Origin of the sequence: Streptomyces sp. E11-3, from assembly GCF_046540415.1 — a bacterium.
Classification (GTDB): Bacteria; Actinomycetota; Actinomycetes; order Streptomycetales; family Streptomycetaceae; genus Streptomyces.
The window spans coordinates 555,966-575,042 of record NZ_JAZGRL010000001.1 but is presented as its reverse complement, the minus strand read 5'-3'; the positions used below and the strand labels follow the sequence as shown (position 1 = coordinate 575,042).

The window sequence follows — 19,077 nt, the reverse complement described above, 5'->3', positions numbered from 1 at the left end:
CAAGCAGATGCCCCAGGTGTCGACAAGGGGGCAGAACGGTCGGCTACGGCGATGCCGCCCGCCCCGTGTCCCCCGTGGCGGGCGGCTCGCGCCGTGCTGTTCAGAGGTCAGAGTCGGCGGCGGCGACGTAGCGTCCTGGGCCGCTGGACGACACCGGCCGAAGCCGGCGACGGGATTCGAACCCGCGTTGCTCTCTTGGCAGGAGAAGTAGCCGCAGCCTGCGCACCTGAACGAGATCGAGCCTAGCCGCACCGGTCCGTGACGGCACGCGAATTAGTCGCCGCCGCCTCCATACAGACTGGCAGGACGGCCGTGCGGGTCAGCGCAGGCCGTGGCGGCGGGCGACCATCCGTTCGGCGGCCGAGCGGGGGACCAGGCGGCGTAGCGCGAAGACCAGCGGTGCGTTGCTGCCCACCGCGTAGAGCGGCTTCGGGCGGGTGGCCTCGATGGCCTTCACTATGGTCGCGGCGACCTTCTCGGCCGGGATGCCGCTGGCCTCGTTGGCGTTGAGGGCGGCCAGCATCGTGCGGTACTCGTCGGCGAACGGGGAGTCGTCGGCCACGTACTGCGTGCGGCGTTCGCTGATGCCGGTGTTGATCGCACCGGGCTCCACAGTGGTGATGCCGACCCCGTACGGCGCGACCTCGCGCCGGGCGGCGCTGGCGAAGCCCTTGAGGGCCGCCTTGGAGGCGACGTACGAGGAGCGGTAGGCGAGCGGGAAGCTGGCGAGCATCGAGCCGACCATGACGACGCGGCCGTGGCGCCTGGCGCGCATGCCGGGCAGCAGGAGCTGGGTGAGGCGGACGGCGCCGAAGACGTTGAGCTGGAAGAGGCGGCCCACGGCGTCCATGGGGAGTTCCTCGAAGGGGCCGTTCTGGCTTTCCCCGGCGTTGTTGACCAGGACGTCCACCGCGCCCGCCGCCTCGGCGCAGGCCGTGATGCTCGCCTCGTCGGTGAGGTCGAGGGCGAGGTACTCGACGCCTGGGACGGGGTGGGCGGTCGCCGATGGCTTGCGGCTGGTGCCGTACACCCGGTAGCCGCGCCGGACGAGGGCCTCGGCGACGGCCGCCCCGATACCGGACGAGGCGCCGGTCACCAAGGCCGTGCCGCGGCCCGTGCCGCGTCCGGTGTTCACGCCAGCCGCCGAGCCAGCGCGCGCCCCGCGGCACGGCCGGAGAAGATGCAGCCGCCGAGGAACGTGCCCTCAAGCGCGTTGTAGCCGTGTACGCCTCCTCCGCCGAAACCGGCCACCTCACCGGCCGCGTACAGGCCGTCGAAGGGCGTGCCGTCGGGGCGTACGACCTGCGAGTCCAGGGTCGTCTCAAGGCCGCCGAGCGTCTTGCGGGTGAGCAGGTGCAGGCGTACGGCGATCAGCGGGCCCTGCGCGGGGTCGAGGAGGCGGTGCGGCTTGGCCACCCGCATCAGCTTGTCCGGGCGGTAGTTGCGGGCGTTGTTGACGGACATCATCTGGAGGTCCTTGGAGTACGGGTTGGCCGTCTCACGGTCGCGGGCCACCACCTCCCGTTCGACCTGGGCGAGGTCGAGCTTGGGGCCGGGGGTGATCGCGTTCATGCCGTCGACGAGTTCGGCGAGGCTTCGGCGTACGACGAAGTCCTCACCGTGGTCGAGGAAGGCCTGTACAGGGCCTGGCGCGCCCTTCTTCACGCGCGACAGCACCAGTTTGATGTCCTTGCCGGTGATGTCGGGGTTCTGCTCCGAGCCGGAGAGGGCGAACTCCTTCTCCACGATGGCGCGCGTGAGGATGAACCAGCTGTAGTCGTAGCCCGTACCGACGATGTGCCGCATGGTGGCGAGCGTGTCGTGGCCGGGGAAGAGCGGCGCGGGCAGCCGCTGGCCCGTGGCGTCCAGCCAGAGTGACGACGGGCCCGGGATGATGCGGATGGCGTGGTCGGGCCAGACGGGGTCCCAGTTCTTGATGCCCTCGGTGTAGTGCCACATCCGGTCCCGGTTGACGATCGAGCCGCCCGCGCTCTCGGTGATCCCCAGCATCCGGCCGTCCACGTGCGCGGGGACGCCGGTGATCATCGACTGGGGTGCCGGGCCGATCCGGTCGACCGGCCAGTTCTCGCGCACCAGTTGCTGGCTGCCGCCGATGCCGCCGGAGGTCACCACCACGGCCTGGGCGCGCAGTTCGAATTCCCCCGCGGTCTCGCGGGAGGAGGCGACGCCGCGTGGCTCGGTCGACGGGGCGAGCACGGTGCCGCGTATACCCACGGCGGCCCCGCCCTCGACGATCAACTCGTCGACCTGGTGCCGGTGTTTGAAGGTGACCAGGCCGCGCTCAGCGGCGGCCATCACCGGCTCCAGGAAGACCCGTACGACCTCGGGGCCCGTGCCCCAGGTCAGGTGGAAGCGCGGCACCGAGTTGCCGTGCCCGCTCGCTGAGCCGCCGCCGCGCTCGGCCCAGCCGACCATCGGGGTCAGGCGCAGGCCGAGCCCGCGCAGATAGCCGCGCTTCTCGCCGGCGGCGAAGTCCACATACGCCTGCGCCCACTTGCGCGGCCAGTGGTCCTCGCGCTCGCGGTCGAAACCGGCCGAGCCGAGCCAGTCGGCGAGGGCGAGATCGTAGGAGTCCTTGATGCCCGCCCGTCGCTGCTCGGGGCTGTTGACGAAGAAGAGCCCGCCGAGCGACCAGAAGGCCTGGCCGCCGATGTTGGCCTCGTTCTCCTGGTCGACGACCAGGACCCGGCGCCCCGCGCGGGTGAGTTCGTACGTGGCGACCAGTCCGGCCAGCCCCGCGCCCACCACGATGACATCGGCGTCTTCGCTCATTGCGGCTCCTCGGTGATCGGTGCGCTGGTCGGTGTGCTGATCGGTGTGCTGATCGGTGTGCTGTACGACTGCAGAACGTGCTGGAACAGCTCCTCGCGGCGGTGGCGCGCGGCGTCGCTGTCCGGTTCGAGCAGGACCTGTACGGAGGTGCCGTCATGCACCGCCACCAGGGCCTGCCCCAGTGCCGTCGCGTCGGTGACTCGGCGTCCGGCCCGGCCGAGCGCGGCCACCACGACCGGCAGGATGGTGTCCTGGATGGCCTGCTCCCGCGCGGCCATCACCCGCCGCAGACCGGGGTTGCGCAGCGCGTGCGCGGTGAACTCCGCGGTCACCCGGTACCAGGCGTCCTCGACGGGGATCGCGCGGAGCGCGGCCCGCAGCGCCTCGTCCGGCGTCGCGTCGGGCACCTCGGCCAGGGCGGCGCGCAGTCCGGCGATCAGCTGCGTCGAGCGCTCCTCCCACATGGCGAGGAACAGCTCGTCCAGCGAGGAGAAGTTCGAGTAGAACGCGCCGCGCGTGTACCCGGCCCGCTCGCAGATCTGCTCCACCGTGGAACGCCCGAAGCCCTCTTCCGCGAACACGTCGAGTGCCGCTACGAGCAGCCGCTGCCGGGTCTTCTCGCGGCGGGCCGTGGGTGCCGCCATGGCTCACCACCTCTTTCGATACATGAACGTATCCGATACGCGCGTGTATCGAAAGAGGTGGGGAGTGCCTGACCGGCTGCCCGCGCTGACGCAACGCCGACGCCCGCGGCCGGTCCGGTGATCAGCTGACGTGGGCGGCGATGGTTCGCGCGCACACCAGGGACTCGGTGTGCGTCGTGTCCACCTCCAGGTCGTAGGACACCCCCTCGTGAACCGCATCCGCCTGCGACGCGGCCATCCCCTGGATGCGATCTCCTCGTGCGACCTCACGGCCCGCGGCGACCGCACTCTCACACCTGACGCCGACCCACAGCACGGTCAGGTGGCCCAGAGCCTTCCGCCACCGCTGCTGGGACGCCGCCGAGCCGAGGAAGACGTCATCGATGATGATCCTGGCTCCCGCACCGGCCATCGCCACGATGCCGTCCCTCCAGGCCGCCTCCAGCGCCCGGAAGTCCGCCCCGACGCTCACCTCGCCGTCCGCCGCGAACACGATGCCCTCGTCCGACGCCCGCATCTTCGCGGGCATGGCGTCGACGAACGAGTCGCACCCGAACGCCAGCCACGGATCCGGCAGTACGTCCTGCAGGCACCGTACGATCCCGGACTTCCCCGAGCTGGAACCACCGTTGAGAATGATCATCTGTGTCGTCACCGCGCCACGGTATGGCGCTTCCCGTACCGCACGAAACGAATATCGGCGCGCCCTGCGCTGCTGCCACGGCTCCGTGAACGTGTCCCGGTGACAGCATCAGCAGGGCGCGTCGAACGCGCCATGGCGCCCCGCACCCGAGGCGAACCGCGCCGCCCCCGCCAGGGTGTCGGCCGCCAGTGACACCGTGCCGTGGGCGAACTCCCCGGCGAGCGCGGCCGGTTCACTCAGACCCTCCTGGTCGAGTACGGACAGCCGGTCGTGCCGTAGGCAGGTCTGCGGGAACGCCGCCAGCTGGGCCGCGAGCTCCTGCGCGGCGGACAGGGCCTGCCCGGCCGGTACGACGCGGTTGGCCAGGCCGATCCGCAGGGCCTCGGCCGCGTCGACCGGCCGGCCGGTCAGGATCAGGTCCATCGCGACGCTGGTGCCGATCAGCCGGGGCAGCCGTACGGTGCCGCCGTCGATCAGCGGGACGCCCCAGCGGCGGCAGAACACGCCGAACACCGCGCTCTCGTCGGCCACCCGCAGATCCGCCCAGAGCGCGAGCTCCAGACCGCCCGCCACGGCGTGTCCCGAGATCGCGGCGATCACCGGCTTGGACAGACGCATCCGGGACACGCCCATCGGGGCGTCGCCGTCCGCCGCCACGCGGTTGCCCTCCCCGGTGCTGACGGCCTTGAGGTCGGCGCCGGAGCAGAAGGTGCCGCCTTCGCCGTACAGGACGGCGACCGAGGCGTCCGGGTCGGCGTCGAACGCCCGGAACGCGTCCGCCAGCGCGGTCGCGGTGGCGCGGTCCACGGCGTTGCGGACCTCGGGCCGGTGCAGCGTGATCGTGGTCACCGGCCCGGCACGCCGTACGTGTACGGCCTCCGGAGGAGAGGGCTCCGCGCCGCTCACCGCGTGCCTTCGGCGGGGCGCGTCCGTTCGATGATGGCCGAGGTGTCGACGCCGGTCGGCAGAGTGCCGAAGGCGATGCCCCAGTCGCTGTCGAGCCGGGACGCGCAGAACGCGTCCGCGACGGCCGGGTGGCCGTGCCGCAGCAGCAGCGAGCCCTGGAGCACCAGCGCCATCGACTCCACGATCCGGCGCGCCCGGAACTGCACGTCGTCGAGGTCCGTGAGCTGCTTGCGCAGCCGCGCGACGGCCGAGTCCAGGCGCCGGTCGGCGCCCGCGGCCCGTTCGACCTCCGTGAAGAAGGCGTCCACCGTCTCCGGCTGCTTGCCCATCGCGCGCAGCACATCCAGGGCGGCGACATTTCCCGACCCCTCCCAGATGGAGGGCAGCGGCGACTCGCGGTACAGCCGGGGCAGCCCCGACTCCTCTACGTAGCCGTTGCCGCCGAGGCACTCCAGGGCCTCCGCGGCGTGCGCGGGCGCCCGCTTGCACACCCAGTACTTACTGACCGCGAGACCGATCCGGCGCAGCAGCTCCTCCGCCTCGTCACCGGCCGTCGCCCGGTCGACGGCACCGGCCAGACGCATGCCGACCACGGTCGCCGCCTCCGCCTCGACGGCGAGGTCCGCCAGTACGTTGGTCATCAGCGGCTGGTTGATCAGCCGGTCGCCGAAGGCGCTGCGGTACGTGGCGTGGTGCACCGCCTGGACGACGCCGTGCCGCATCCCGGCCGCGGAGCTCACCGCGCAGTCCAGCCGTGTCATGTTGACCATCTGGATGATGGTGGCCACGCCCCGGCCCTCCTCGCCGACCAGGCGGCCCAGCGCACCCTCGTACTCGATCTCGGACGAGGCGTTGGAGCGGTTGCCGAGCTTGTCCTTGAGGCGCTGTAGCCGGATCGCGTTGCGGGTGCCGTCCGGCAACACACGTGGCACCAGGAAGCAGGACAGCCCGCCGGGGGCCTGGGCGAGGGTGAGGAACACGTCCGACATCGGTGCCGAGGTGAACCACTTGTGCCCGGTCAGCGCGTGCAGTCCGTCGCCCGCGGGCACGGCGCGCGTGGTGTTGGCGCGTACGTCCGAGCCGCCCTGCTTCTCGGTCATCGACATGCCCGCGATCAGCCCGCGCTTGGTGGTCGGCACGCGCAGCCCGTAGTCGTACGTGTCCGAGGTCAGCAGCGGTTCGTAGATCCTGGCCAGCTCGGGCTCGGCGCGCAGCGCGGGCACAGCCGCGTACGTCATCGAGATCGGGCAGAGGTGTCCGGGGTCGGTCTGGCCCCATACGTACACCTTCGCGGCCCTGGCCACGTGTGCGCCGACGCGGTCCTGCCGCCAGGGCGCGCCGTGCAGGCCATGCTCCACGGCGACGGTCATCAGGTCGTGCCAGTACGGGTGGAACTCGACCTCGTCGACGCGGTGGCCGTAGCGGTCGTGGGTGTGGAGTACCGGTGGGTTCTTCTCCACCACCCTGGCCCACTCCTGGGCCTCCTCGCCGCCCGCGCGGACGCCGAGCTCGCGCACCTCGTCCTCGGCCCAGGCGGCGCCCTCGCGGCGCAGGCCCTCCAGGAGGGCCGGGTCATTGGCGACGTCGTACCCGGTCAGCGGGGGGACCTGGTTGGTGACCTCATGTGTCGCTGGCATCGGTGACTCCCAAAGCTCGGATGGTGAAGGTGACCAGGGCGGGCACGGTGTCCGGCCCCGCCTGAGGGTCGGACAGCGGCCCGATGAGCGCCTCCGCGCCCGCGCCGACCAACGCGGCCGCGGTCAGCGCGGCGTCCTGCGGGGGCAGCACCCCGCGCGCGACGCCTTCCGCGATGCGCTCGGCGAACACATCGCGGAAGGCGCGCCGGAATACCAGGCGCTCCGCGTCCACCGCGGGGTCGGCGGGCTCGGCGAGCAGCGCGTACGCGAGCCGCGGCGCCTTGAGGGCCCGGCTCGCGAACGTCTCGATCGCCGCCACTATCGCGTCGACCAGATCGGCGTGCCGGTGCGCGGCCTGGGACACCGCCGCCACCTCACGGGACACCACGGTGCGGAACAACTCGACCGAGAGTGCGGACTTGCTGGGGAAGTGCCGGTACAGGCTGCCGGTGGCCAGCCCCGCGCGCTCGGCGACAGCCGACATCGTGCAGCCCGCGTACCCCCGCTCGGCCAGCAGCTCGACGGCCGCGTCCAGGACGGCGCCGCGCTGGGCGTCGAGACGGGCCTGCACCGCGGGGGTACGTCGGTAGGGCATATAAGAAGTGAAGCAGTGATTCACATCTTCAACAAGAGTCTGTCGCCAGTCCGCCCGATACGCCACGGGCCGCCGAAAGGGGCAGGGTCCTGTCAGGCCACGGCCGATCACGAGATATCTTGATGTCGAGCAATGTTGCAGACGTGGAGCGGAGCACCCGGTGACTGACTCGACCATCATCTATACGCACACTGACGAGGCCCCGGCCCTGGCGACGTATTCGTTCTTGCCTGTGGTCCAGGCGTACGCCTCGACGGCCGGGGTCGGCGTGGAGACCCGTGACATCTCCCTGGCGGCGCGGATCATCGCCAGCTTCCCCGAGCGCCTGACGGAGGACCAGCGCATCGACGACGCGCTCGCCGAGCTCGGCGAGCTGGCCAAGACTCCCGGCGCGAACATCATCAAGCTGCCGAACATCTCGGCGTCGATCCCGCAGCTGAAGGCGGCCGTCGCCGAGCTCCAGAAGCAGGGTTACGCCCTGCCGGACTACCCGGACGACCCGCAGAGCGACGAGGACAAGGACGTCCGCGCGCGCTACGACAAGGTCAAGGGCAGCGCCGTGAACCCGGTCCTGCGCGAGGGCAACTCCGACCGCCGCGCCCCCGCGTCGGTCAAGAACTACGCCAAGGCGCACCCGCACCGCATGGGCGCCTGGACGGCCGACTCCAAGACGAACGTCGCGACCATGGGCGCCGACGACTTCCGTTCCACCGAGAAGTCCGTGGTGATCTCCGAGGCCGGTGCGCTGCGCATCGAGCTCGCCGGGAACGACGGCACCACCACCGTGCTGCGCGAGTCGGTACCCGTACTCGCCGGTGAGGTCGTGGACGCGGCGGTGCTGCGGGTCGCGGCGCTGCGCGAGTTCCTCACCGCGCAGATCGCCCGCGCCAAGGCCGAGGGCGTGCTGTTCTCGGTGCACCTGAAGGCCACCATGATGAAGGTCTCCGACCCGATCATCTTCGGCCACGTAGTGCGCGCCTTCTTCCCGAAGACCTTCGCCGCGTACGGTGACACGCTCGCCGCCGCCGGTCTGAGCCCGAACGACGGCCTCGGCGGCATCCTGGCCGGTCTCGACGCGCTGCCCGATGGCGCGAAGATCAAGGCCTCCTTCGAGGCCGAGCTCGCCGAGGGCCCCGAGCTCGCCATGGTCGACTCCGACCGCGGTATCACCAACCTGCACGTGCCGAGCGACGTCATCGTGGACGCCTCCATGCCCGCCATGATCCGTACCTCCGGTCACATGTGGGGACCGGACGGCGACGAGGCGGACACCCTCGCGGTCCTGCCCGACAGCAGCTACTCGGGCGTCTACCAGACCGTCATCGAGGACTGCCGCGCCAACGGCGCCTTCGACCCGTCGACCATGGGCTCGGTCCCCAACGTCGGTCTGATGGCGCAGAAGGCCGAGGAGTACGGCAGCCACGACAAGACCTTCGAGATCCCCGCCGCGGGTACGGTGCGCGCTGTGGACGCCGCGGGCGACGTCGTCCTTGAGCAGGCCGTGGCCGCCGGCGACATCTTCCGCATGTGCCAGGCCAAGGACGCGCCGATCCGGGACTGGGTCAAGCTCGCCGTGACCCGCGCCCGCGCGACCGGCTCCCCGGCCGTGTTCTGGCTCGACGAGAACCGCGCCCACGACGCGCAGCTGATCGGCAAGGTCAGGACGTACCTCGCCGACCACGACACCGACGGTCTGCAGATCGAGATCATGTCGCCGGTCGACGCGACGGCGTTCTCGCTGGAGCGCATCCGCCGCGGCGAGGACACCATCTCGGTCACCGGTAACGTCCTGCGTGACTACCTGACCGACCTGTTCCCGATCCTGGAGCTCGGCACCAGCGCCAAGATGCTCTCGGTCGTGCCGCTCATGAACGGCGGCGGCCTCTTCGAGACCGGCGCCGGTGGCTCCGCCCCGAAGCACGTCCAGCAGCTGGTCAAGGAGAACTACCTGCGCTGGGACAGCCTGGGCGAGTTCTTCGCGCTCGCGGCCAGCTTCGAGCACCTGGCGCAGACCACGGGCAACGCGCGCGCCCAGGTGCTCGCCGACACCCTGGACCGCGGTACCGCGACCTTCCTCAACGAGGACAAGTCGCCGACCCGCCGTGTCGGGGGCATCGACAACCGCGGCAGCCACTTCTACCTGGGGCTCTACTGGGCGCAGGAGCTGGCGAAGCAGACCGACGACGCGCAGCTGGCTGAGGCGTTCGCGCCGCTCGCCAAGACGCTGGCCGAGCAGGAGGAGACCATCGTCGGCGAGCTGCTCGCCGTGCAGGGGTCGCCGGCCGACATCGGTGGCTACTACCAGCCGGACGCGGCCAAGGCCGAGGCCGTGATGCGTCCTTCGGCGACGCTGAACCAGGCGCTGGCCACGCTCGCCTGACGCGCGCCAGCCGCACAGCTGACCCGCACCGCCGCGCACCGAACGCCACTGCGCCCGCGCTCCGCGCGGACGACGGGGGTTCAGAAACAGGCTCCTACCCCCGAGGTAATCGACCGGCATCTCCTCCCTCCGGCAGGATCGAGCACATCGGCGGGAAGCTCCGCCAGGTACCGGCCGCAGTTGCGAGGAGAGCGCCATGTCCGTCAAGTCCACCGCCACCGCGCCGGGTTCCGTCGCCGAGGCCACCCGGGCCGTCGTGCAGGAGTTCCTCGCCGCCCGGCTGGCCGGGGACACCACGCGGCTCGTCGAGCTCTTCGCCGCCGACGTCGACTGGCTGCTCGCCGAGAACCCCGCCGTCCCGTGGATCCGCCCGCGGTCGACCGCCGCCGAATGCGCCGCCCAGTCCGCGGAGCTGGCGGAGCACACGGTGCCCGAGGACGCCCGTGCCTCCCTCGACACCTTCCTCGTCGACGGCACCGACGCCGTCCTGACGGGACACCTGTCGGGGACCGTACGCGCGACGGGGAAGTCCTTCGAGGGCCCGTTCGCTCTGCGCCTCACCGTCGAGGACGGCCGGATCACCCGGCACCACCTCTACGAGAACAGCCTGTCGATCGCCGAGGCCTGCACCCCGTGAGGGCCGGTCAGACCCCCGTCACCGGCCGCGTCAGCCAGTCGTACGCCGCGCGTGCCGTGAACTCTGCCTGGCCGCCCTTGAACAGCAGCTCCGCCGTGGCGAACTCCGCGTCGTCGGCGCTCGCCGCCACGTACGGGATCGCCACGCACCGCATCCCGGCGCCATGCGCCGCCACCACGCCCGGAGCGGCGTCCTCCAGTACCACGCAGTCAGCGGGATCGACCCCGAGCCGACGGGCCGCTTCCAGGAAGATGTCGGGTTCGGGCTTGCCTCGGGCGACCTCTTCGGCGGAGACGATCGTGGGCAGGAGCGTGTCCAGGCCCGTGCCTTTGAGGATCGCCTCGATCGCGGCACGCGAGGAGCCGGATGCCACCGCCATCGGTACGCCGTCGGCGTGCAGCAGTTCCACGAAGGCGTACATCTGCGGGTACGCGCGCGTGGCGGTCCTCGCCAGCTCCAGATAGCGGTTGTTCTTGTCGGCGAGCAGCTCTTCGAGCGGAGCCGTGAGCCCGTACTCGTGGCGCCAGAGCGCGAGCGTTTCGGCCGTGGAGATCCCGATGTAGCGCTCGTGGTCCTGCCAGGTGAAGTCGGTGATCCCGTGCCGGGCCAGCAACTGGCGTCCCGCTTCGAAGCAGTTCGGTTCGCTGTCCACCAGGGTGCCGTCGAGGTCGAAGATGACCGCGGTGGTGCGGGGGATGCGCGGGCTGGTGTTCGAAGTGCTCATGGTGTCCAGGATGCCCGTACACCGCTCAGCGGCGCTGCTCACCGGCTGCTCGGCCCACCGCCTCGACCAGCGGCAGCAGCCGGTGCGGTACCCGCTCGCGCAGCACCACCTCGGTCCGGGTACGCACCACACCCGGCAGCTGGATCAGCTGCTGGATCACATCCTCGAGGTGGGCGTTGTCGCGGGCGGCCACCCGGGTCAGCAGGTCGCCGCCGCCGGTGATCGAGAAGGCCTCGATGATCTCGGGAACGGCGGCCAGCGCGTCGCCCACCTCGTCGAGATGCCCCTGGGTGACCTCGATGTGGACGAACCCGAGCACCGGGTGGCCGAGCGCGGCGGGGGAGAGGGACGGGGCCGTACCGGTGATCACTCCGTCCCGTTCGAGACGGTCGAGCCGCGCCTGCAGGGTGCCGCGGGCGATCCCCAGGATGCGGGCGTACTCGCGCACGCTGGTACGCGGCTGCTCCAGCAGCAGTCGCAGAATCCGGGTGTCCAGCTCGTCGACCGCCATGGTTCGTTGGCCTCCTGGGTGCGCAGCATGATCGCGTACGACTTTACCCAGGGTGTGGCACTGAGGGGCTGGCGCGCGAGTGGTGGAGGGGTTGACGCCTGCGAGGAGGGGTTGAAACCATTCAGGGTCGTTCGGTGCCACCGACCAGGGAGACACGTGCTCAATCCGCTCGCTCAACTCCCCCTCGAAAGCCGCTCCGACCTTCAGGAAGCGGTCCGGGCACTGTGCGCCCCGCTCGCCCGGCGGACCAGCCCAGCAGGCGCCCGGGTCCGCGCCGGTCACACGGCCGCGCACTTCGGTGACGCCCCGGCCGAACTCGAAGGGTTCGCCCGCCCGTTGTGGGGGCTTGTTCCGCTGGCCGCGGGCGGCGGCGACTTCGACGGATGGGAGCGCTACCGGGAGGGACTCGTGGCCGGAACCGATCCCGGGCACCCGGAGTACTGGGGCGCGATGACGGGCTTCGACCAGCGCATGGTCGAGTCGGCCGCGGTGGGCCTCGCCCTGGCGCTGGTCCCGGAGCACGTCTGGGACCCCCTGCCGCCCAAGGCACGCAGGGCCCTGGCCGACTGGCTCTTCGAGATCAACCGGCACGACATCTGCGACAACAACTGGCTGTTCTTCCGCGTACTGGTCAACCTCGGACTCGCCCGTGTCGGCGAGCGCCACGACCACCAGGCGACGCACCAGGCGCTGGACCGGCTCGAAAGCTTCCACATCGGCCAGGGCTGGTACGCCGACGGCCCCGCCAGGCCGAGCGACTACTACGTGCCCTGGGCCCTGCACTTCTACGGTCTGGTCTACGCCAAGCTGGCCGGAGACCAGGACCGGGCCCGCGCGCAGCGGTTTCGCGAGCGGGCCGCCGAGTTCGCCGGTGACTTCCTGCACTGGTTCGCCGCCGACGGGTCGGCGCTTCCGTACGGCCGCAGCCTCACCTATCGGTTCGCCCAGGGCGCGTTCTGGGGGGCACTCGCCTTCGCCGATGTGGACGCGGTGCCGCCGGGCGTCGGCAAGGGGCTGCTGATGCGGCATCTGCGCTGGTGGGCCGCGCGTCCGATCTTCCAGCCCGACGGGACCCTGTCCATCGGGTACGGCTACCCGAACCTGTCGATGGCCGAGGGGTACAACTCGCCGGGCTCTCCGTACTGGGCCCTGAAGGCCTTCCTGCCGCTCGCGCTCGCGGACGAACACCCCTTCTGGGCGGCCAAGGAGGAGCCGCTGCCGCGGCTGCCGGAGGTCCATCCGCTGCCGCACGCCCAGATGACCATGCTGCGGGATCCGGCTGGTTCCCACGTCGTCGCCCTGACCAACGGGCAGCCCGCCGAGGGCCATCGGCACAGCGCCGAGAAGTACGCCAAGTTCGCCTACTCCACGACCTTCGGCTTCAGCGTCCCGGTCGGCGGCCAGGGGCTGGCGCACGCCGCGCCCGACAGCATGCTCGCGCTGTCCGACGACGGCACCCACTTCCGCGTACGTGAGGAGGCGGTGCTGGCCGAGCGCGAAGGCGAGGTGCTGCATTCGCGCTGGGAGCCCTGGCCGGGCGTCGAGATCGACACCTGGCTGCTGCCGCACACGCCGTGGCACATCCGTATCCACCGGCTGCGCACCGACCGGACGCTGGCCAGTGCGGAAGGAGGGTTCGCCGTCGACCGCGCAGGCCACGAGGCCGCGGCCGCGCGCCGGGGCGCGGCGTCCGCCCTCGCCTGGGCGCGCGGTGCGGCGGGCGCCAGCGGCATCCGGGACCTGACCGGTGCACGCACCGGCGAGGTGATCAACCCGGAGCCCAACACCAATCTGGTCCTGCCCCGCACCGCACTGCCGCTACTCCACGGTCGGCACGACCCCGGAGAGCACTGGCTGGCCTGCGCGGTCCTCGCCGACCCGGACACCGGGCGCTGGGAGCAGGCCTGGGACGCCGGTGCGCCGCCGCTGCCCGAAGGGTACGTCCCGCGCCCGTGAGGGCCCGGGTCAGCCATCCGTAGACCTGCCTGTAAGGCCGTCTGCAAGGCTGTCTGTAAGGTTTCAATCGGTCGGGGCGGTGCTAGATTCTGCCCCGTACGTTTCACAAGGAGGTTCGTCTGTGGCGACCCAGCCCGGGGCAGTGAGTGTGAAGGACGTTGCCGCCGCCGCGGGCGTCTCGCTCGGCACCGTGTCGAACGTACTCAACCGCCCGCAGCTGGTCAGCCCGGCCACCCGGGCCAAGGTCGAGGCGGCCATCGCCGAACTCGGCTTCGTCCGCAACGAGTCGGCGCGCCAGCTGCGCTCCGGCAGCAGCCGGATTCTCGCGTACGTGATGCTCGACGCGGGCAACCCGTTCTTCACCGACGTCTCCAAGGGCATCGAGGAAGCGGCGAAGGCCGCCGGGCTCTCGGTGTTCCTGTGCAACAGCAACGAGAGCGCCGAGCAGGAGGCCGCGTATCTGGATCTGCTCGAACAGCAGCGGGTCCAGGGCGTGCTGATCACCCCCGTCGACAGCACCTCGCCCCGGCTGACCGCGCTGCCCAGCCGTGGCACACCCGTGGTCGTCGTGGACCGGCCGACCCAGGACGCGGCGCACTGCTCGGTCGCGGTGGACGACGTACTCGGCGGCGACCTCGCGGTCACCCACCTGGCCGAGCTCGGGCACACCCGGATCGCGTACGTCGGCGGTCCGGCCGGGCTCGGGCAGGTGGCCGACCGGCGCGCGGGCGCCCGCCGGGCGATCGAACGGGCCGGGCTGCCCGCCGATACCCTGGTCGAGATCGAGACGGCCGGGCTGACCGTCGCCGAGGGGCGGCGCGCCGGGGAGCGGCTGACCGCCCTGCCGGAGCGGGAGCGGCCGACGGCCGCGTTCTGCGCCAACGACCTGCTCGCCCTGGGCGTGCTCCAACAGGGGGTCGGGCTGGGTCTGCGGGTTCCGGATGACCTGGCGATCGTCGGCTACGACGACATCGAGTTCGCCGCCGCGGCGGCCGTCCCGCTGACCTCCGTACGCCAGCCGCGGCAACTGCTCGGCCGCACCGCCGCCGCACTCCTCCTGGACGAGTCCGCCAACCCCGACCACGAGCACCAGCGGGTGATCTACACCCCGAAGCTGATCGTCCGGACCTCGACGCGGGGCCACTGACCCGAGCCAGAACCCCACGCTCCTCATTTGTTGTGCGGGGCTCGGAAGGCGCGCCGGTAGCCCTGGGGTGTGATTCCCAGCCGTCGGACGAAGTGGTGGCGCAGGTTGTCGACGGTGCCCAAGCCGGTACACCGGGCGATGGCGGTGATCGGGTCGTCGGTGGTCTCGAGGTGGTGCTGGGCGAGCAGGACGCGCTGTCCTGTCAGCCATTGCAGAGGGGTGGTCCCGGCTTCCTGCTGGAAGCGGCGGGCGAAGGTGCGCGGGGACAGGTGGGCGTGGCGGGCCATGGCCTCGACGGTCAGGTTCTGGTCGAGGTTGGCTTCGATCCAGCCCAGGACGGGGGCGAGGGAGCCGGTTCCTTCCCGGGGCTGGGGGCGTTCGCGGTACTGGCGCTGACCGCCTTCCCGGTGCGGGGCTGCCACCATGCGGCGGGCGATCGTGTTGGCGACGGCACTGCCGTGCTCCCTGCGGACCACGTGGAGGCAGGTGTCCACACCGGCGGCGGTGCCGGCCCCCGTGATGATCGGGTCCTGGTCGACATACAGCACGTCCGACTCGACCCGGGCGCGCGGGTGGCGGCGGGCGAGTTCGTCGGTGTAGCGCCAGTGGGTGGTGCAGCGCCGCCCGTCCAGCAGGCCCGCCTCGCCCAGCAGGAAGGCTCCGGTGCAGATGCTCAGGACACGGGCACCTCGCTCGGCGGCGGCACGCAGCTCATGGGCCAGGCGGTCCGGCTGCCGCACCCGAAGATCGTAGGCCGGGACGCAGATGAGATCTGCGGAGGAGAGCCGCTCCAGGCCATGAGGGGTCCGTACGTCGAAGCCGTGCCGAGTGGACACGCTGTCGCCCGTGGCCGAGACGAGGGCGAAGTCGTAACCGGGCAGCGCGTCGTCGCTCCGGTCGATGCCGAAGACCTCACAGAACACGCCCAGCTCGAAGGCATGGCTGCCTTCGAGGGCCAGGACGGCCACATCGCGGATCATCAGGTCCCGGTCTCCTTCACGGCCGACGCGGATGGCGGGATTTTCAGCCTACCTGTCATTTCTGCCACTCCCGCCGTGTGCCTGGTCCTGGAAGGCTTGCCGCGTCCCCCGCACACGAGACCGAGAGCCAGGCGCCCTATGACCACGGAACTTCCCGCCACCGGTACCACCGCACTTGCGTCACAGGCCGCGCAGGTCCTGCGGAGGCTCGCGCTCGACGAGGAGCTGAAGTGGCGCGTCCCGGATGACCAGGTCCTGGGACCCCTGGCCCGCAAGGTCGCCCGGCGTTTCGTGGCCGGCGAGAGCCTGACCGATGCGCTGGAGCGCGCGCAGCGCATCCTCGCCGACGGCCACCGCGTGAATGTCGAGTACATGGGTGAAAGCTGCCGCGACCCGCAGCGGGCCACGACGGAGACCGCCGTGTTCCTCGACGCGGCCCGGCTCCTGCCGCACGGATGCTCGATTTCCCTCGATCTTTCCCACATCGGTCTCGCCGTCGACGAGGAACTCGCCCTGGCCAACGCCTCCCGCATCGCGGCGGCCACCGCCGAGACCGGCCGGGAAATGGTGATCTCCGCCGAGGGCTCCGACCGTACCGATGCTGTGCTGGCCGTGCACCGCACCCTGTGCGAACGGTTCGACCACGTCGGCATCACTGTCCAGGCGCGACTGCACCGCACATCCGAAGACCTGCGGGAACTCCTCGCGCGTCCCGGCCGCATCCGCCTGGTCAAGGGCGCCTTCCTCGAACCCCAGACCATTGCCTACGCGCGCGAAGATCCCGCTCTGGCCGCCGCCTACGTCGACTACGCGGAACAACTGGCCGACTCGGGCCACCCGTGCTCCTTCGCGACCCATGACTGGGACCTGATCCACCGCATTGACCACCATCTCGGCGGGAAGGGCCACGAGACCGCGCCCTGGGAGTTCGAAACCCTCCTCGGGCTCGGACCCGACCGTCTCGACGTCATGGCCGGGCATGGCCACCCCACCCGCGAGTACGTCGTCTTCGGCACGGAATGGTGGCTCTATGTCTGCAACCGGCTCGCCGAAGATCCCCAGCGGCTGCTCCAAGCCCTCGTCGACGCCGCGTCAACATAAGGGTGCGGACGGGGTGTGGGGGACGCGGCATGCGTCCCCCGCACCCCGCACATGCGGCTACCCCGCCGTGTCGCCGTAGACGATCCCGCGTCCGTTGGTCGAGACATACACCCTGCCGTACACCCGCGGATCACCGGTGATCGCGGCGCCCGTCCAACCCCACTGGTGCGCGTCGTCGTTGATGCGCACCCAGCTCGCGCCCTCGTCCGTGGACCGGAAGATTCCGCGCACGCCGCCGATCTTCGCGCTGGTGTAGAGCGTCTGGTACGAGGCGCCGGGCGCGGCCTTGCCGAAGCCGATGGTGTCGGCCTCCTCGACTCCGGGCACCCGGGTGAAGCTCGTACCGCCGTCCGTCGAGTGCCACAGGCCGTACGTGCCCTCCGGCTTGCCGCCCGCGAGCCAGATGTCGCCCTGTTCGCCGGGTACGGCCTGGAAGCGGACGTCGCCCTCGGCGGGGAGACCGGTGGCCTTGGCGGTGAAGGTCGCGCCGCCGTCCGTGCTGACGTAGAACGTTCCGGCCGCGAAACCGTAGAAGGTGCGGGGGTCGGCGCGGTCGGCCTCGACGGTCGCGCCGTCCGGGATGCCGGATGAGGCGGTCCAGGACGAGCCGAAGTCGGATGTGGTGTGTACGCCCGTGCCCTGCGGGCTCCAGACGACACGGCTGCCGTCGGCCGCCGCGGCGACCGTGCCGCCGCCCGTCACGCCCGAAGGCTCCTGGCCGCCCCACCAGTTGGCGGCGTTGTCCGTGGAGAAGGCGATACGCGGCGCGGAGGCGCCGTTGCCGACGCGTACCACCGTGTCCGGGCGGGACTCGGCGTAGTCCAGGCTGGTGGTCGTGTCGAAGTTCGGTGAGGTGTACATCAGCGAGGGGACCTTGGTGAGGTCCGTGTGCCGGAAGCCTCCGATGTCACCCAGGGCGCTCAGGAGTGGGGCGCCGGACGGGGGAGCGGCGAGGTCGTTCACCGCCGTCTCCTCCAGGCCCTCGATCATCGGCTTGATGGTGAACTTGCCGTTGCCGTCATCCCAGTTGGTGAGGTTTTCCGTGCCGTAGATCGTCGCGCCCGTGCCGTACATCATGCGGTCCGAGTCGAACGGGTCGATCTCCAGGGCCTCGGTCATCCAGCCCAGCTTGGGCGTCTGCTCCGGCGGCGCCGGGTTCGAGCCCCACGACAGCCACGGCACGGACGAGACGTCCATGGTGTAGCGGTTGGCGCGCTCGGGGTAGGGCGCGAACTCCCAGGCCGATGTCCAGTTCTCGCCGCTGTCCGTGGTGCGGAAGAGCTGGGTGTCGGGCCACCAGGAGCTGTAGCCGGTCACCATGACCGTGCCCGGGTTCTGCCGGTCGACCGTGAGCCCGCTGTAGCCGTAGGACGTATCGGCCTCCGCTACCGGGCTGATGTCCTTCCACTTGTTGTTCTTCGTCGAGTACCGCCACACCTGGCCCTTGTCTCCGTCGTAGGGGCCGCCCTTGTCGCTGTAGGCGATGTAGAGGTAACCGTTCTCGGCGTCGAGCACGCCCTTGTGGGGGAGGTGGCCGGTGGGCTGCTTGGCGATCCTGGACCAGCTGTCGCCGCCGTCCGTCGACCGGTAGACCGCGTTCTCCTTGTCGGCGACCCCGACGTAGATGGTCTGGGTCGCGCTGTAGCCCGAGCCGGTGGACTCGTCGAAGGTGACCCAGACGATGCCCTGGTTGTCGGAGGCGTAGCCGCTGGAGTCGTCCGGGTCCTGGGCGTAGTTACCGGAGTTGGGGAACGCGGTCACCTCCGACCAGGTGACGCCCGCGTCGGTGGAGCGCCATAGGCCCTTGCCGCTGGGGGCGCCCAGGTACAGCACTCGGTTGTCGTGCGGGTCGACGGCGAGGCGCTCGCCCATGCCGCGCCCCGGCATGTTGCCGCCGAGCTTGAACGGCAGGTCAGTCTTGCGCCAGGTCTCGCCCCGGTCGGCGGAGCGCAGGATGGCGCCGCTGCCCGGGTCCCAGTCGTTGGTGTACGTGCCGACGGCCGCGTACACCCGGTCCGGGTCGACGGAGTCGGAGGCCAGGCTCGCCACTCCCGTATGACCCCAGTCGTCCCAGCCGACCGAGTCCAGCAGCGGCTTCCAGGTCTTGCTGGACTGCTGCCAGCGGTAGGCGCCGCCGATGTCGGTGCGGGCGTAGGCGAGGTGTTGTTCGCTGCGGTTGAAGACGATGCCGGGGACGAAGCCGCCGCCGTCGATGCGGACGTTCTTCCAGTCGTACGCCTCGGTGGCGGGGGCGGTGACGGGTGCTTCCGCGGTGGCGGTACGGGCGCCGGGATCGGCGGCCGCCGCCGGGCCGCCGACCAGAAGACCGGCGACCAGACCGAGCAGAGCGGGGAGTGCGCGCGCTCTGTGCACGCGGGGGACAGGACGCATGAGAAGTGTTCCCTCGGAGCGGATCGAAGTGG

Annotated in this window: 16 protein-coding genes and 1 tRNA gene; 5 read left to right on the top strand and 12 right to left on the bottom strand. The window is 71.1% G+C overall.

The window, feature by feature from the left end:
- Positions 1 to 161: 161 nt before the first annotated feature.
- The 8 genes from U9R90_RS02560 to U9R90_RS02525 all read right to left on the bottom strand — a co-directional run bounded on the left by U9R90_RS02560 (position 162) and on the right by U9R90_RS02525 (position 7,218).
- Positions 162 to 255, bottom strand: a tRNA-Gly gene (locus U9R90_RS02560).
- Positions 256 to 319: 64 nt separating this feature from the next.
- On the bottom strand, positions 320 to 1,135 hold the full coding sequence (locus U9R90_RS02555) for an SDR family oxidoreductase (RefSeq protein WP_411054709.1): 816 nt from the start codon (positions 1,133 to 1,135) through the stop codon (positions 320 to 322).
- On the bottom strand, positions 1,132 to 2,793 hold the full coding sequence (locus U9R90_RS02550) for an FAD-binding dehydrogenase (RefSeq protein ID WP_411054708.1): 1,662 nt from the start codon (positions 2,791 to 2,793) through the stop codon (positions 1,132 to 1,134). Before U9R90_RS02550 ends, U9R90_RS02555 begins: the two co-directional genes overlap by 4 nt.
- On the bottom strand, positions 2,790 to 3,437 hold the full coding sequence (locus U9R90_RS02545) for a TetR/AcrR family transcriptional regulator (protein ID WP_411054707.1): 648 nt from the start codon (positions 3,435 to 3,437) through the stop codon (positions 2,790 to 2,792). Before U9R90_RS02545 ends, U9R90_RS02550 begins: the two co-directional genes overlap by 4 nt.
- Positions 3,438 to 3,558: 121 nt before the next feature.
- Positions 3,559 to 4,092: a chloramphenicol phosphotransferase CPT gene (gene cpt, locus U9R90_RS02540; RefSeq protein WP_411054706.1), complete on the bottom strand. Its 534-nt coding sequence runs from the start codon at positions 4,090 to 4,092 to the stop codon at positions 3,559 to 3,561.
- Between the two features lie 96 nt (positions 4,093 to 4,188).
- A complete protein-coding gene (locus tag U9R90_RS02535) occupies positions 4,189 to 4,986 on the bottom strand; it encodes a crotonase/enoyl-CoA hydratase family protein (RefSeq protein WP_411054705.1) in 798 nt (265 codons plus the stop codon).
- Positions 4,983 to 6,623: an acyl-CoA dehydrogenase family protein gene (locus tag U9R90_RS02530; RefSeq protein WP_411054704.1), complete on the bottom strand. Its 1,641-nt coding sequence runs from the start codon at positions 6,621 to 6,623 to the stop codon at positions 4,983 to 4,985. Before U9R90_RS02530 ends, U9R90_RS02535 begins: the two co-directional genes overlap by 4 nt.
- Positions 6,607 to 7,218, bottom strand: coding sequence for a TetR family transcriptional regulator (locus U9R90_RS02525; protein ID WP_411054703.1), 612 nt, complete (start codon positions 7,216 to 7,218; stop codon positions 6,607 to 6,609). Before U9R90_RS02525 ends, U9R90_RS02530 begins: the two co-directional genes overlap by 17 nt.
- A gap of 160 nt (positions 7,219 to 7,378) precedes the next feature.
- Between U9R90_RS02525 and U9R90_RS02520 the strand changes: the two genes are divergently transcribed.
- Positions 7,379 to 9,598 carry an NADP-dependent isocitrate dehydrogenase gene (locus tag U9R90_RS02520; RefSeq protein ID WP_411054702.1) on the top strand — a complete coding sequence of 740 codons (2,220 nt, stop codon included), beginning with the start codon at positions 7,379 to 7,381 and terminating at the stop codon, positions 9,596 to 9,598.
- A 196-nt stretch (positions 9,599 to 9,794) separates the two neighbouring features.
- Complete coding sequence (locus U9R90_RS02515; protein ID WP_411054701.1) at positions 9,795 to 10,235, top strand: nuclear transport factor 2 family protein; 441 nt, start codon at positions 9,795 to 9,797, stop codon at positions 10,233 to 10,235.
- Positions 10,236 to 10,242: 7 nt separating this feature from the next.
- Here U9R90_RS02515 and U9R90_RS02510 read toward each other — a convergent pair whose 3' ends face one another.
- Positions 10,243 to 10,959 (bottom strand): HAD family hydrolase, encoded by a 717-nt coding sequence (locus tag U9R90_RS02510; RefSeq protein ID WP_411054700.1) that lies wholly within the window; start codon positions 10,957 to 10,959, stop codon positions 10,243 to 10,245.
- 25 nt (positions 10,960 to 10,984) lie between these two features.
- Positions 10,985 to 11,470 carry an Lrp/AsnC family transcriptional regulator gene (locus U9R90_RS02505; protein ID WP_411054699.1) on the bottom strand — a complete coding sequence of 162 codons (486 nt, stop codon included), beginning with the start codon at positions 11,468 to 11,470 and terminating at the stop codon, positions 10,985 to 10,987.
- Between the two features lie 156 nt (positions 11,471 to 11,626).
- Here U9R90_RS02505 and U9R90_RS02500 point away from each other — a divergent pair, with 156 nt between their 5' ends.
- Together U9R90_RS02500 and U9R90_RS02495 are read left to right on the top strand one after the other, a co-directional pair.
- On the top strand, positions 11,627 to 13,426 hold the full coding sequence (locus U9R90_RS02500; protein WP_411054698.1) for a DUF2264 domain-containing protein: 1,800 nt from the start codon (positions 11,627 to 11,629) through the stop codon (positions 13,424 to 13,426).
- Between the two features lie 121 nt (positions 13,427 to 13,547).
- Positions 13,548 to 14,573: a LacI family DNA-binding transcriptional regulator gene (locus U9R90_RS02495; RefSeq protein ID WP_411054697.1), complete on the top strand. Its 1,026-nt coding sequence runs from the start codon at positions 13,548 to 13,550 to the stop codon at positions 14,571 to 14,573.
- 23 nt (positions 14,574 to 14,596) lie between these two features.
- Here the strand turns inward: U9R90_RS02495 and U9R90_RS02490 are convergent, their stop codons facing one another.
- Positions 14,597 to 15,553 (bottom strand): GlxA family transcriptional regulator, encoded by a 957-nt coding sequence (locus U9R90_RS02490; protein ID WP_411054696.1) that lies wholly within the window; start codon positions 15,551 to 15,553, stop codon positions 14,597 to 14,599.
- Positions 15,554 to 15,691: 138 nt separating this feature from the next.
- Between U9R90_RS02490 and U9R90_RS02485 the strand changes: the two genes are divergently transcribed.
- Entirely contained in the window at positions 15,692 to 16,654 is a 963-nt protein-coding gene (locus U9R90_RS02485) for a proline dehydrogenase family protein (protein ID WP_411054695.1), read from the top strand.
- 57 nt (positions 16,655 to 16,711) lie between these two features.
- On the opposite strand, the gene U9R90_RS02480 is transcribed toward U9R90_RS02485, so the two are convergent.
- Positions 16,712 to 19,027, bottom strand: a complete 2,316-nt coding sequence (locus tag U9R90_RS02480) for a xyloglucanase (RefSeq protein ID WP_411054694.1) — start codon at positions 19,025 to 19,027, stop codon at positions 16,712 to 16,714.
- Positions 19,028 to 19,077: the final 50 nt, after the last annotated feature.